At 69.7% G+C, this 12,721-nt stretch carries 8 protein-coding genes and 2 tRNA genes; 4 read left to right on the forward strand and 6 right to left on the reverse strand.

Annotated elements, in window-relative coordinates:
• Positions 1 to 221 precede the first annotated feature (221 nt).
• Together wecB and CP982_RS15795 are read left to right on the forward strand one after the other, a co-directional pair.
• Entirely contained in the window at positions 222 to 1,367 is a 1,146-nt protein-coding gene (wecB, locus tag CP982_RS15790; protein WP_150511130.1) for a non-hydrolyzing UDP-N-acetylglucosamine 2-epimerase, read from the forward strand.
• A 38-nt stretch (positions 1,368 to 1,405) separates the two neighbouring features.
• The gene (locus CP982_RS15795; RefSeq protein WP_150511131.1) at positions 1,406 to 2,758 is read left to right on the forward strand and encodes an XrtP-associated glycosyltransferase; all 1,353 of its coding nucleotides are present in this window, start codon (positions 1,406 to 1,408) and stop codon (positions 2,756 to 2,758) included.
• A 77-nt stretch (positions 2,759 to 2,835) separates the two neighbouring features.
• Here CP982_RS15795 and CP982_RS15800 read toward each other — a convergent pair whose 3' ends face one another.
• The gene (locus CP982_RS15800) at positions 2,836 to 5,460 is read right to left on the reverse strand and encodes a valine--tRNA ligase (RefSeq protein WP_150511132.1); all 2,625 of its coding nucleotides are present in this window, start codon (positions 5,458 to 5,460) and stop codon (positions 2,836 to 2,838) included.
• Between the two features lie 904 nt (positions 5,461 to 6,364).
• Between CP982_RS15800 and CP982_RS15805 the strand changes: the two genes are divergently transcribed.
• Positions 6,365 to 7,435, forward strand: coding sequence for a hypothetical protein (locus CP982_RS15805; RefSeq protein ID WP_150511133.1), 1,071 nt, complete (start codon positions 6,365 to 6,367; stop codon positions 7,433 to 7,435).
• Between the two features lie 71 nt (positions 7,436 to 7,506).
• On the opposite strand, the gene clpX is transcribed toward CP982_RS15805, so the two are convergent.
• From clpX to CP982_RS15830, 5 genes are all read right to left on the reverse strand, one after another.
• Positions 7,507 to 8,793 carry an ATP-dependent Clp protease ATP-binding subunit ClpX gene (clpX, locus tag CP982_RS15810; RefSeq protein ID WP_030673850.1) on the reverse strand — a complete coding sequence of 429 codons (1,287 nt, stop codon included), beginning with the start codon at positions 8,791 to 8,793 and terminating at the stop codon, positions 7,507 to 7,509.
• A gap of 218 nt (positions 8,794 to 9,011) precedes the next feature.
• Positions 9,012 to 9,683: an ATP-dependent Clp protease proteolytic subunit gene (locus CP982_RS15815; protein WP_144003450.1), complete on the reverse strand. Its 672-nt coding sequence runs from the start codon at positions 9,681 to 9,683 to the stop codon at positions 9,012 to 9,014.
• Between the two features lie 104 nt (positions 9,684 to 9,787).
• Positions 9,788 to 10,393, reverse strand: coding sequence for an ATP-dependent Clp protease proteolytic subunit (locus CP982_RS15820; RefSeq protein ID WP_030362534.1), 606 nt, complete (start codon positions 10,391 to 10,393; stop codon positions 9,788 to 9,790).
• Between the two features lie 381 nt (positions 10,394 to 10,774).
• A complete protein-coding gene (gene tig / locus CP982_RS15825) occupies positions 10,775 to 12,166 on the reverse strand; it encodes a trigger factor (protein ID WP_170316437.1) in 1,392 nt (463 codons plus the stop codon).
• A 196-nt stretch (positions 12,167 to 12,362) separates the two neighbouring features.
• Positions 12,363 to 12,439: transfer RNA gene (locus CP982_RS15830), tRNA-Pro, on the reverse strand.
• Between the two features lie 148 nt (positions 12,440 to 12,587).
• Here CP982_RS15830 and CP982_RS15835 point away from each other — a divergent pair.
• A tRNA-Gly gene (locus CP982_RS15835) sits at positions 12,588 to 12,661 on the forward strand.
• Positions 12,662 to 12,721 lie beyond the last annotated feature (60 nt).

Genomic DNA, 12,721 nt, shown 5'->3' on the forward strand with positions numbered 1-12,721 from the left:
TCCAGCCCGTCCGGCGTCTGAGGACGAGGCGCGGAGCGCCGAAAAGCGGGGCGCGAGGGACCTAAGTCCCAAGGGGGCGGGACCTGTGGGCCGGGGCCAAGGCCCTGAACACGTGCGGCCGCAGGCGCCGCAACCGTTGGGCAACCGAACGCGAGCCACCCCCGCAACCCACGCCCCACAAGCTCCTGGTTCCGCCACGACACACCCCGCCAGGAGCCCCGTTGCCCGCCCCCGCCCTCCCGCCCCGCTCGGTCGCGATCGTCATCGGCACCCGCCCCGAACTGGTGAAGATCGCCCACCTGGTCCGCATCCTCGGCCCGGCGGCCCACCTGGTGCACACCGGCCAGCACTACGACGCCGCGCTCTCCGGCCGCTTCCTCACCGAGCTGGGCCTGCCCGAGCCCACCCTCCTCGACGGCATCGGCGGCAAGCCCCGCGCCGTGCAGATCTCCGCGGCCCTGGCCCAGCTCGACGCCCTGTTCACCGAGGAGCAGCCGCTCGCCGTGGTGGTGCAGGGCGACACCAACGCCGCCCTGGCCGGAGCGCTCGCCGCGAACGCCCGCGGCATCCCGCTGGTGCACGTCGAGGCGGGCCTGCGCAGCCACGACCGGGCCATGCCCGAGGAGCACAACCGCGTCGTCATCGACCAGCTCGCGGACGTGCTCTGCGCGGCCACGGAGGACAACCGCGACCTGCTGCGCGCCGAGTCGGTCCCCGCGGGGCGGATCACCGTCACCGGCAACACCGTCGTCGAGGCCGTCCAGGAGCACCTGCCCGCCGCCGACGAGCGTGCCGCGCTGCTCGCCGCGCACGGCGTGAGCGCCGACCGCTACGTCCTCGCCACCGCGCACCGCCCGGAGAACACCGACGACCCCGCCGCGCTCGCCGCCATCCTGCGCGAGCTGGCCTCGCTCGCCGAGGAGCTGCCGGTCCTGTTCGCCGTGCACCCGCGCACCCGCGCCCGGATCGAGTCGGCCGGGCTCACGCACCTGCTCGAACCGCTCACCGAGCTGGCGCCCCTCGGCTACGGCGAGTTCCTCGCCCTCGCCCGGCACGCCGCCGTCATCGTGTCCGACTCGGGCGGCATCCAGGAGGAGACCACCGTCCTCGGCCGCCCCCTGGTGGTCGTACGCCGGTCCACGGAGCGGCCCGAGGCCATGGACGCCGGGTTCGCGGAGCTGGTCCTGCCGGGCCGGGAGATCGGCCGCGCGGTGCGCCGCCGCCTCGCGGACGGCCAGGCCGGTCTGCGGCACCTCGCTGAGCTGCCGTCCCCGTTCGGCGACGGCCTCGCCTCGCAGCGCATCGCCGTCCTGCTCGGCGCGCTCGCCGCGGGCCGCGCCGAGCGCGAGCTGTCCGCCGCCGCCTGACCCCGCTCCTCCCCCGCCCCCCACCGCACGAGGACCCCATGCTCACCCCCCACGTCCTGCTCTACGCCCTGCCGTTCTTCCTGCTCGCCTGCTTCCTGCTGTACTGGGCCGGCGCCCGCCACGCCTACGTGCGCCGCCCCGCGGCCCTTGAAGGCGACTCCGCCCCCTTCACCTGGCACTTCTTCGTGCCGTGCCGGGACGAGGAGACCGTCATCGGCACGACCGTCGCCCAGTTGCGGGCCGACTTCCCGGCCGCGCACGTGTGGGTCGTCGACGACGACAGCGACGACGCGACCGCCGACGTCGTCACCGCGCTCGCCGAGGACGACGCCCATGTGCACCTGGTGTCGCGGCGCCGCCCCGACGCCCGCATCGGCAAGGGCGCGGCCCTCAACTCCGCGTACGCGGCGCTGAACGCCTTCCTGCCCGAGGGCACCGACCGCTCCCGGGCCGTCGTGTGCGTCGTGGACGCCGACGGGCGGCTCGCCCCCGACGCGCTCGCCCGGGTCAGCGGCCCGGCCGGGTTCGGCGACCCCGAGGTCGGCGGCGTACAGGTCAGCGTGCGGATGCGGAACGTCGACGAGGAGCGGCCGCCGCTGCCCGAGCGCGGGCGCCTCGCCAACGCCGTGGCGCGGCTCCTGGTGCGCATGCAGGACATGGAGTTCGCCGTGTCCAACGCGGGCATGCAGCTCCTGCGCGGCCGCACCGGCTCCGTGGGCCTGGGCGGCAACGGCCAGTTCACCCGGCTCACCGCCCTCGACCACATCGCCGCCGCCGAGCGCCGCCCCTGGCAGCGCGACGCGCTCCTGGAGGACTACGAGCTGGGCCTGCACATGATCCTGGGCGGTTACCGGATCGCGCACATCGCCGACACCTACGTCTCCCAGGAGGGCCTGCCGCGCCTGCGCCGCTTCCTCACCCAGCGCACCCGCTGGGCGCAGGGCAACCTCCAGTGCGTGCGGTACGCGCCGCGCATCGTCGCCTCGCGGCACTACTCGGGCCGCGGCGTCCTGGAGACCCTGTACACGTTCATGCAGCCCCTCGCGCACGTCGCCACGCTCGTCCTGAGCGTGCTGCTGCTCGGCAGCGTCGTCATCGGCGGCTCGATGCGCGACGCGTTCCTCGGCGCCTGGCCGCTGATCCTGGTCCTGTCCGCCCTGTCGGTGCTGCCGTTCGTGGCCTGGGGTCCGCTGTACCGCCGGGACTACGCTCCCGACCGCTCCCGCCTGACCGGTCTGCTGTGGGGACTGGCGCTGTGGGTGTACGCGTACCACGTGTTCATCGTGGCGGCGCGCGGCTTCCTGCGGCTGCTGCGCGGGCGCAACGGGTGGGCGAAGACGCGGCGCAACGCGGAGGCCGTGGGGACGGGGCCGGTGGCGACGGAGGCCTGACCGGTCCTGGGGCACGCGAAGGCGCCCGGAACTCGTGGGAGTTCCGGGCGCCTTCGCGTGCTCGCGGGCGAACCGCCTTACGCCGCCGGGAGGTTGTCCAGCTGGGTCTGGAGGCGCGTGATGTCCTCCTCGGCCTTGGCGAGGCGGCCGCGGATCTTGTCGACCACCTGGTCCGGGGCCTTGGCGAGGAACGCCTCGTTGCCGAGCTTGGCGGTGGCCTGGGCCTTCTCCTTCTCGGCGGCGGCCAAGTCCTTGGCGAGGCGCTTGCGCTCCGCCGCCACGTCGATCGTGCCGGACAGGTCGAGCGCGACCGTGGCGCCCGCGACCGGCAGCGTCGCCGTCGCCGCGAAGCTCTCGCCCTCCGGCTGGAGGCGCAGGAGCTGACGGACGGCGGCCTCGTGCGGCGCGAACGGCGTGCCGTCCAGGGTGAGCCGTGCGGGCACCTTCTGGCCGGGCTGAAGGCCCTGGTCGGCGCGGAACCGGCGGACCTCGGTGACCAGGTCCTGGACGGAGGCGATCTCCTTCTCGGCGCCCGCGTCCCGGAAGCCACTGTCCTTGGGCCAGTCGGCGATCACGACGGACTCGCCGCCGGTCAGCGTGGTCCACAGGGTCTCCGTCACGAACGGCACGACCGGGTGCAGCAGGCGCAGCGTGACGTCGAGGACCTCGCCGAGGACGCGCTTGCTGACCTCGGCGGCCGGGCCGCCCGCCATGAACGTGGTCTTGGACAGCTCCACGTACCAGTCGAAGACCTCGTCCCAGGCGAAGTGGAAGAGGGCGTCGGAGAGCTTCGCGAACTGGTAGTCCTCGTAGTACGCGTCGACCTCGGCGACCACGGTGTTCAGGCGCGAGAGGATCCAGCGGTCGGTCGCCGACATCTCGGCGGCGTCCGGCAGCGGGCCCTCGACCGTGGCGCCGTTCATCAGCGCGAAGCGGGTCGCGTTCCAGATCTTGTTGGCGAAGTTGCGGGAGCCCTGGACCCAGTCCTCGCCGATCGGCACGTCGACACCCGGGTTGGCGCCGCGCGCGAGGGTGAAGCGCAGGGCGTCGCTGCCGTACTTGTCCATCCAGTCGAGGGGATTGACGGCGTTCCCGAAGGACTTCGACATCTTCTTGCCGAACTGGTCGCGGACCATGCCGTGCAGGGCGATGGTGTGGAACGGCGGGGTGCCGTCCATCGCGTACAGACCGAACATCATCATCCGGGCGACCCAGAAGAAGAGGATGTCGTAGCCGGTGACCAGGACGGAGTTCGGGTAGAACTTCGCGAGGCTCTCGGTCCGCTCCGGCCAGCCGAGCGTGGAGAACGGCCACAGGCCCGAGGAGAACCAGGTGTCGAGGACGTCGGTGTCCTGCGTCCAGCCCTCGCCGGTGGGCGCCTCCTCGTCGGGGCCGACGCAGACGACCTCGCCGTTCGGGCCGTACCAGACCGGGATGCGGTGGCCCCACCAGAGCTGGCGCGAGATGCACCAGTCGTGGAGGTTGTCGACCCAGTCGAAGTAGCGCTTCTCCATCTCCTGCGGATGGATCCTCACCTGGCCGTCGCGGACCGCGTCGCCCGCGGCCTTGGCGAGCGGGCCGACCTTGACCCACCACTGCATGGACAGGCGCGGCTCGATGGTGGTCTTGCAGCGCGAGCAGTGGCCGACCGAGTGCGAGTAGGGGCGCTTCTCGGCGACGATGCGGCCCTCGGCGCGCAGCGCGGCGACGATGGCGGAGCGGGCCTCCAGGCGGTCCAGGCCCTGGAAGGGGCCGGGGACCGTGATGATCGCGTGCTCGTCCATGACCGAGATGTTCGGCAGGTCGTGGCGCTGGCCGATCTCGAAGTCGTTCGGGTCGTGCGCCGGGGTCACCTTGACGGCGCCGGTGCCGAACTCCGGGTCGACGTGCGCGTCGGCGACGACCGGGATGGAGCGGTCGGTCAGGGGCAGCTTGATGAGCTTGCCGACCAGGTGCTTGTACCGCTCGTCCTCGGGGTGCACGGCGACGGCCGTGTCACCGAGCATCGTCTCGGCACGGGTGGTGGCGACGACGATGGTCTCGTCGCCCTCTCCGTACGTCATCGACACCAGCTCGCCGTCGTCGTCCTGGTACTCGACCTCGATGTCGGAGATCGCGGTCAGACAGCGGGGGCACCAGTTGATGATGCGCTCGGCGCGGTAGATCAGCTCGTCGTCGTAGAGCCGCTTGAAGATCGTCTGGACGGCCTGGGAGAGGCCCTCGTCCATGGTGAAGCGCTCGCGGGACCAGGCGACGCCGTCACCGAGGCGGCGCATCTGGCCGGAGATCTGGCCGCCGGACTCGCCCTTCCACTGCCAGACGCGCTCGACGAAGGCCTCGCGGCCGAGGTCGTGGCGGGACTTGCCCTCCTTGCCGAGCTCGCGCTCGACCACGTTCTGCGTGGCGATGCCCGCGTGGTCCATGCCGGGCTGCCACAGGACCTCGTAGCCCTGCATGCGCTTGCGGCGGGTGAGGGCGTCGATGAGCGTGTGCTCGAAGGCGTGGCCCAGGTGCAGGCTGCCGGTGACGTTCGGCGGCGGGATGACGACGGTGAAGGGCTCCTTGTCGCTCTTCGCGTCCGCGTCGAAGTAACCGCGCTCTACCCAGCGCTCGTACAGCGTCCCCTCTACCTCGGCCGGTGCGTACTGCGTCGGGAGCTCGGGGGTGGTCGCTGGGGGCTGCTGCTGAGCGTTCTCGGTCACGGGCCCAGTTTAGGGGTGTCACGGGGCCAGCCCGAAACTGGATACTTCTGTGCCGATCGACCTCGGTTCCTGCTCTGAACGCTCTACCTTCGGCAAGACGCCGCACCACACGATGTTCTCTGAGCCACGGCAGTTACAGGCCCATCGATGTGCTCCCGCCGGAGCCTCCGATGCGCTCAGTCTGCGACCAGTGATCGCCCCGCGCTCGCTGTCTCACCGCCTCAGCAGCTACGGCGAAGTGCTACACCCTGCCAGGGTCAGAATCCTCCAGCAGGCCGAGCAGGCAAGTGCCTTGCAGAGCACTCCACCGTATCCGCTCAGACGCCTCGCCCGCTACGCACGCAGACAGGCCTGCTTAGCATCGTCATACTTGACGCGGATCGCGACCAATCTTCTGACGCAAGACGGGCTTTCTATCTTGGTTAGCCCCAGGTCGATCGCCGGATACGAGCATGCCTTCTTCGCCTTGGGCCCGACATCGTAGTTCTTCGCGGCCAGGTACGCCCTACACCCTGCCCCAGAAGCTGCCGATGCCGAGCCAGCCGTCACCATCGGGATGACGCCAGCTGCCAGAGTCACGCCTACCGCAACCAAACACGTCCGCCTCTTTGAGCGCTTCACGCTCCCCCTCCCATCACAGAAAAAGTCCAAAGACAAAGAAATCTGACCATGACAGGTGCAAGTCACTCAAGACCTCCGCTGCTTCTGGCTTGATCCATACGGCCTGCCGCCCGTCCAGCATCACTGCTGGAAGGCTTCGCGCAGTGTCCTTCCGGCCCGCCTACATCCTGACTCTGGCGCAGCCCCTCAACAACTACGCATCAGTCCTCTCCCCCACCACTACGTGCGCGGCCCGTACGTCAGGATGTTCGAAACACTTAAGCACCGGAAGGGAAACCCAGTAATGAGCCACAACCAGCCGGGCCCGTACAGCGGCCAGCAGCCGCAGCAGCCCGGCCCGTACGGCGGTCAGCAGCCCCAGCAGCCTGGCCCCTACGGCGGCGGCCAGCCCGGCCCCCACGGCCAGCAGCCCCCACAGCAGCCCGGCTACGGCCAGCAGCCCCCCGCCCCTCAGCCCGGCTACGGCTACCCGCCCCAGGCCCCGCAGCAGCCCGGCTACCCCCAGCAGGCCCCCTACGGCCAGCCGCAGGCCCCGTACGGCCAGCCCCAGGCGCCTTACGGGCAGCCGCCGCAGGCCCCCTACGGGCAGGTCCCGCCGCCCCCGCCGCCGAGCGGAGGCGGCAAGAAGACCGGCGCCATCATCGGCGCGGTCGCCGTGGTGGCGGCGATCGCGGTGGGCGGCTACTTCGTCTTCGCGGGCAACGACAGCGACAGTGACAGCAAGGGTGGCGGCTCCGGCAAGGGCGGCGGCTCGGTCGCGGTCAAGGACGACGGCCCGCACAAGCTGACCACGCCGGACACGGTCCTGGACGGCACGTACAAGCTGAAGCCGGGCAGCGCCAAGAACGACAGCATGTCCCCCGAGAAGGCCAAGGAAGCCGAGGAGCACGGCGTCAAGAACGCCAAGGACGTCGAGGCCCAGTACGAGTTCGGCAGCGACGACAACCCGCTGGGGCAGAAGCTCTTCCAGTTCAACGGCCTCTACGGCGAGATCGACGACCCGGAGGCGGTCGTCGACAAGATGTTCGGCTCGGTCGAGGAGAAGGCCGCGAAGGACAACGGGAGCGCCAAGGTCACCCTGGTCGGCAGCCCCGAGACGGTCAAGCCCGCCGGTCTCGACGGCGCCACGATGAAGTGCCAGGAGATGAAGTACAGCTTCGGCGCCGCGGCGGCGACCGGCGCCAAGGGCCCCAAGGAGATGTCGATGGCGACGTGCATCTGGGGTGACAAGAGCACCATCGGCGTCGGCATCACGGCGGACATGGCCAACGTCATGGCCGGCAAGTCCGCCGACCTCGAAGAGGGCGCCGAGAAGACGGCGAAGTTCCGCACGGAAGTCCGCGTCAAGGCCTGAGCGGCTCATGCGAAAGGGGCGCCCGGCGAGGTCAACTCGTCGGGCGCCCCTGGGCGTTCGTCAGGGCCGGGCTAGGCCGACTTCTGCTCTCCGGCGCCCGGGCCGCGGACCTCGCGGGGCACGAGGGTCGGGTTCACGTTCGAGTGGACGACGTCCGCCGTGATGACGACGCGGGCGACGTCCTTGCGGGACGGCACCTCGTACATCACCGACTGGAGGACCTCCTCCATGATGGCGCGCAGGCCGCGCGCGCCGGTCTGGCGCAGGATCGCCTGGTCCGCGATGGCCTCCAGGGCCTCGCGCTCGAAGTCCAGCTCCACACCGTCGAGTTCGAAGAGTCGCTGGTACTGCTTCACCAGCGCGTTGCGCGGCTCGACGAGGATCTGGAGCAGGGCCTCGCGGTCGAGGTTGTGGACCGAGGTGATGACGGGCAGACGGCCGATGAACTCGGGGATCATCCCGAACTTCACCAGGTCCTCCGGCATGATGTCCTCGAACTGGTCCTTCTCCTCCAGCTCCCGCTTGGAGCGGATGGTGGCGCCGAAGCCGATGCCCTTCGCGCCGGCCCGCGCCTCGATGATCTTCTCCAGGCCCGCGAAGGCACCGCCCACGATGAACAGCACGTTCGTCGTGTCGATCTGGATGAACTCCTGGTGCGGGTGCTTGCGGCCGCCCTGCGGCGGGACCGAGGCCGTCGTGCCCTCCAGGATCTTCAGCAGGGCCTGCTGGACGCCTTCACCCGAGACGTCACGCGTGATCGACGGGTTCTCGCTCTTCCGGGCGACCTTGTCGATCTCGTCGATGTAGATGATGCCCGTCTCGGCCTTCTTGACGTCGTAGTCGGCGGCCTGGATGAGCTTGAGGAGGATGTTCTCCACGTCCTCGCCCACGTATCCCGCCTCGGTGAGCGCGGTGGCGTCCGCGATGGCGAAGGGGACGTTCAGCATGCGGGCCAGGGTCTGGGCGAGCAGGGTCTTGCCGGAGCCGGTGGGGCCGAGCAGCAGGATGTTGGACTTCGCCAGCTCGATGGCGTCCTCGCGGCCCTGCGCGCCGCCGTTCTCCCCGGCCTGGACGCGCTTGTAGTGGTTGTAGACGGCTACGGAGAGGGCCTTCTTGGCGGGCTCCTGGCCGACTACGTACCCCTCGAGGAACTCGTAGATCTCGCGGGGCTTGGGCAGCTCTTCCCAGCGGACCTCGCTCGTCTCGGCGAGTTCTTCCTCGATGATCTCGTTGCAGAGGTCGATGCACTCATCGCAGATGTACACGCCCGGGCCTGCGATGAGCTTCTTGACCTGCTTCTGACTCTTTCCGCAGAACGAGCACTTGAGCAGATCGCCGCCGTCACCGATGCGTGCCACGGTGTGCTTCCCCTTCGCCTGGGAGACGCCGTTGGTCCAGCGGCTCCTGGTGCCTTGTATCCGACGGTACCTTGCCTGGCCCCCCGTTCGGGCCCCCCTTGGCGCGGTTCGCTGTGACGCGGAACCGCGAAGAACTACGAAATGTCGCAGATCGACACGGACCGACGCGACCGCGCCAAGGAGCGGGCAGTTGGTGCTGCGGTTTCCCCGTACGAGTATCAGGCGACCGCGGCGTTGTTCATCTTGCGTGTGGAGATGATCTGGTCGATCAGGCCGTAGGCCAGCGCGTCATCGGCGGTGAGGATCTTGTCGCGCTCGATGTCGTCGCGGATCTTCTCGATCGGCGTGGTGGAGTGCTTGGCCAGCATCTCCTCCAGCTGCGTGCGCATGCGCAGGATTTCGTTGGCCGCGATCTCCAGGTCGGAGAGCTGCTCGCGGCCGGTGCCGCCGGACGGCTGGTGGATCAGCACGCGCGCGTTCGGCAGGGCCATCCGCTTGCCGGGGGTGCCGGCGGCGAGGAGCACGGCCGCGGCGGAGGACGCCTGGCCCATGCAGACCGTCTGGATGTCCGGCTTCACGAACTGCATCGTGTCGTAGATCGCCGTCAGGGCGGTGAAGGAGCCGCCCGGGCTGTTGATGTAGACCGAGATGTCCCGGTCGGGGTCCATCGACTCCAGGCACAGGAGCTGCGCCATGACGTCGTTGGCCGAGGCGTCGTCGATCTGGACGCCGAGGAAGATCACGCGCTCCTCGAAGAGCTTCGCGTACGGGTCGTACTCACGCACGCCCTGCGAGGTGCGCTCGACGAAGCGCGGGATCACGTAACGGTTGTCCACCTGGGGGCCGGTGTGCAGGCCCGTGGGCTGGCCGCTGACGGGGAAGCTGTTCATCTGAGGTGTTCCGTCCTGGTGATGAGCGTGGGCTTGGTCGGCTGGGGCGGGCCGTGGGGCGGGCCGCCCGGTCGGAGGCCTTCCCGGGCCTCCTGGGTGCCTTCTCAGGCCCCCGTGCCGCCGCCGCCCGGAACACCGGAAGCGGCGCTGATGATCTCGTCGATGAGGCCGTACTCCTTGGCCTCCTCGGTGGTGAACCAGCGGTCGCGGTCACCGTCGCGGATGATCGCCTCGACCGTCTGGCCCGAGTGGCGGGCGGTGATCTCGGCCATCCGCTGCTTGGTGCGCAACAGGTACTCCGCCTGGATCTTGACGTCCGAGGCCGTACCGCCGATGCCCGCGGAACCCTGGTGCATCAGGATGTCCGTGTGCGGCAGGGCGAAGCGCTTGCCCGCGGTGCCGCCGGTCAGCAGGAACTGGCCCATGGAGGCGGCCATGCCCATGCCGATCGTGACCACGTCGTTCGGGATGTACTGCATGGTGTCGTAGATCGCCATGCCGGCCGTCACCGAGCCGCCGGGGCTGTTGATGTAGAGGTAGATGTCCTTCGACGGGTCGGCCGCGAGGAGGAGCATCTGCGCCGTGATCTTGTTCGCGATGTCGTCGTCGACCTGCTGGCCGAGGAAGACGATGCGCTCGCCGAGGAGCCGGTTGTAGACATGGTCGCCGAGGCCACCACCGATGGACGGCTCACCGGCTGCGTAAGGCATCAGATTCGTCACGTATCCACCTGCTCGTCTCTGACGGCACCGGCCGTCTCAGCATCTTCGTTCTGAGGGCAACGACTCCACTGCCCCCGTATCCATGGACCCTAACGCGCGGCTCCCTTCGGGGAATCCCGCAAGGGCAACTGTTCGCTGTGAGCGCAGGTAGGGCGGGCCCCGCAAGGGGCGCGGGGAACTGCGCGACCAGCCACAGCGGCCCCGCGGCGGCCGACGAAGCGAGGTCGGCAGCCGCGTCCGCCCGATCCCGCGCGGAGGGCCTCCGCGGGCCGTCGTAGGTTGCTCGCGCAGTTCCCCGCGCCCCTAAACACCGGGCCCCAGGGACTGACGTCCCTGGGGCCCGGTATGCGTTCAGCGAAGCGAGGCGGCTCAGGCCTCGGTCTTCTCCTCGGCGGAGTCGGAGGCGGCGGCCTCGGACTGCTCGCCCTCGGCGGCAGCCGTCTCGTCCTCGTCGTCGTCGAGGTCCACGACCTCGCCGTTCGTGTCCTTGACCGTGGCGGCCTCGACGACCACCGCGAGCGCCTTGCCGCGGGCGACCTCGCCGACCAGCATCGGGACCTGGCCGCCCTCGACGACGGCCTGGGCGAACTGGTCGGGGCTCATGCCGGAGGACTGGGCGCGACGCATGAGGTGCTCGGTGAGCTCCTCCTGGTTCACGTTCAGCTTCTCCTTGTTGACCAGCTCGTCGAGGATGAACTGGGTCTTGATGCCCTTGACCGCCTGCTCGCTGGTCTCGGCGTCGAACTCTTCCTCGGTCTTGCCCTGGATCTCCAGGTACTTCGCGAGGTCGAGGCCCATCTGGCCGAGCTGGTGGTGCTCCAGGTTGTGCTTGCGGGTGCGGACCTCGTCCTCGAGCAGCTTCTCGGGGACCGGCACCTCGACGAGCTCCAGGAGCTTGTCCAGGACGCGCTCCTGGGCCTGGGTGGCCTGGTCGAACTGGCGGGCCGTCTCCAGGCGCTTGCGGCTGTCGGCCTTCAGCTCGTCCAGGGTGTCGAACTCCGACGCCAGCTGCGCGAAGTCGTCGTCGAGCTCCGGCAGTTCGCGCTTGGCGACCTGGGTGACCTTGACGGTGACCTCGGCCTCCTTGCCCGCCGCGGAGCCGCCCTTGAGCTCGGAGGTGAAGGTGGCCTCGCCGTCGGCCTCCAGGCCCTTCACGGCGTCGTCGATGCCCTCGAGGAGCTCGCCGGAGCCGATGGTGTACGAGACGCCCTTGGCGATGCCGTCCTCCAGGACCTCGCCGTCGACCTTGGCCTCCAGGTCGACCGTCACGACGTCGCCGTCCTCGGCGGCACGCTCGACCGGGGAGGTGGACGCGAAGCGCTCGCGCAGCTCCTCGACGGCCTTGTCGATGTCCTCGTCGGAGATCTCGACGGCGTCGACCTCGACCTCGATGCCGGAGTAGTCCGGGATCTCGATGGTCGGGCGGACGTCGACCTCAGCGGTGAAGCTGAGGGTCTCGTTGTCCTTCAGCTCGGTGATGTCGACCTCGGGCTGGCCGAGGACGTTGAGCTCCGCCTCGTTGACCGCCTCGGTGTAGAACTTCGGGAGGGCGTCGTTGACGGCCTCCTCCAGCACCGCACCGCGGCCGAACCGCTGGTCGATGACGCGGGCCGGGATCTTGCCCTTGCGGAAGCCCTTCACCGTGACCTGCTGGTTGATCTTCTTGTACGCCGCGTCGAGGCTGTCCTTGAGCTCCTCGAAGGGCACCTCGACAGTGAGCCGAACCCGGGTCGGGTTCAGGGTCTCCACGGCGCTCTTCACGGTTCGGTCTCCTTGTGGGCTGACTGCTTGGGTTTCTGCCCGGTCGAGAGACACACGGGCACACAGCTTGCATAGTAACGGCACGCGGGAGCCGACCCACAATGCGATCTTGAAAGACGGGCCGAAGACAGCCCGCGGAGCGTGCGCATCCGGATCTTCGGCCCGGGAACCGGCCACTGAGCTGGAGAGATCCTGCTGGTCGGGGTGGCGGGATTTGAACCCACGGCCTTCCGCTCCCAAAGCGGACGCGCTACCAAGCTGCGCCACACCCCGTCGGTGCGACACGTAGGGTACATGCCCGCAGGCAGTGCGGCGCCCGCTTATCGGGGGCGCGCGAGGGGGGTGTGCGGCGAGGCGCCGCGACCCGCTACGATGCATGCCGTGCCGCGCTCGCTGACCTGCGAGTCGCTGTGCGATCCGTGCGGGCGTAGCTCAATGGTAGAGCCCTAGTCTTCCAAACTAGCTACGCGGGTTCGATTCCCGTCGCCCGCTCCATGGCCTCCGGCCCGGCGCCCAGATTCGCTTCTGGGCGCCGGGCCGGAGGCTTTTTTTCAT

The sequence above is a fragment of the Streptomyces spectabilis genome (genome assembly GCF_008704795.1).
Lineage (GTDB): Bacteria > Actinomycetota > Actinomycetes > Streptomycetales > Streptomycetaceae > Streptomyces > Streptomyces spectabilis.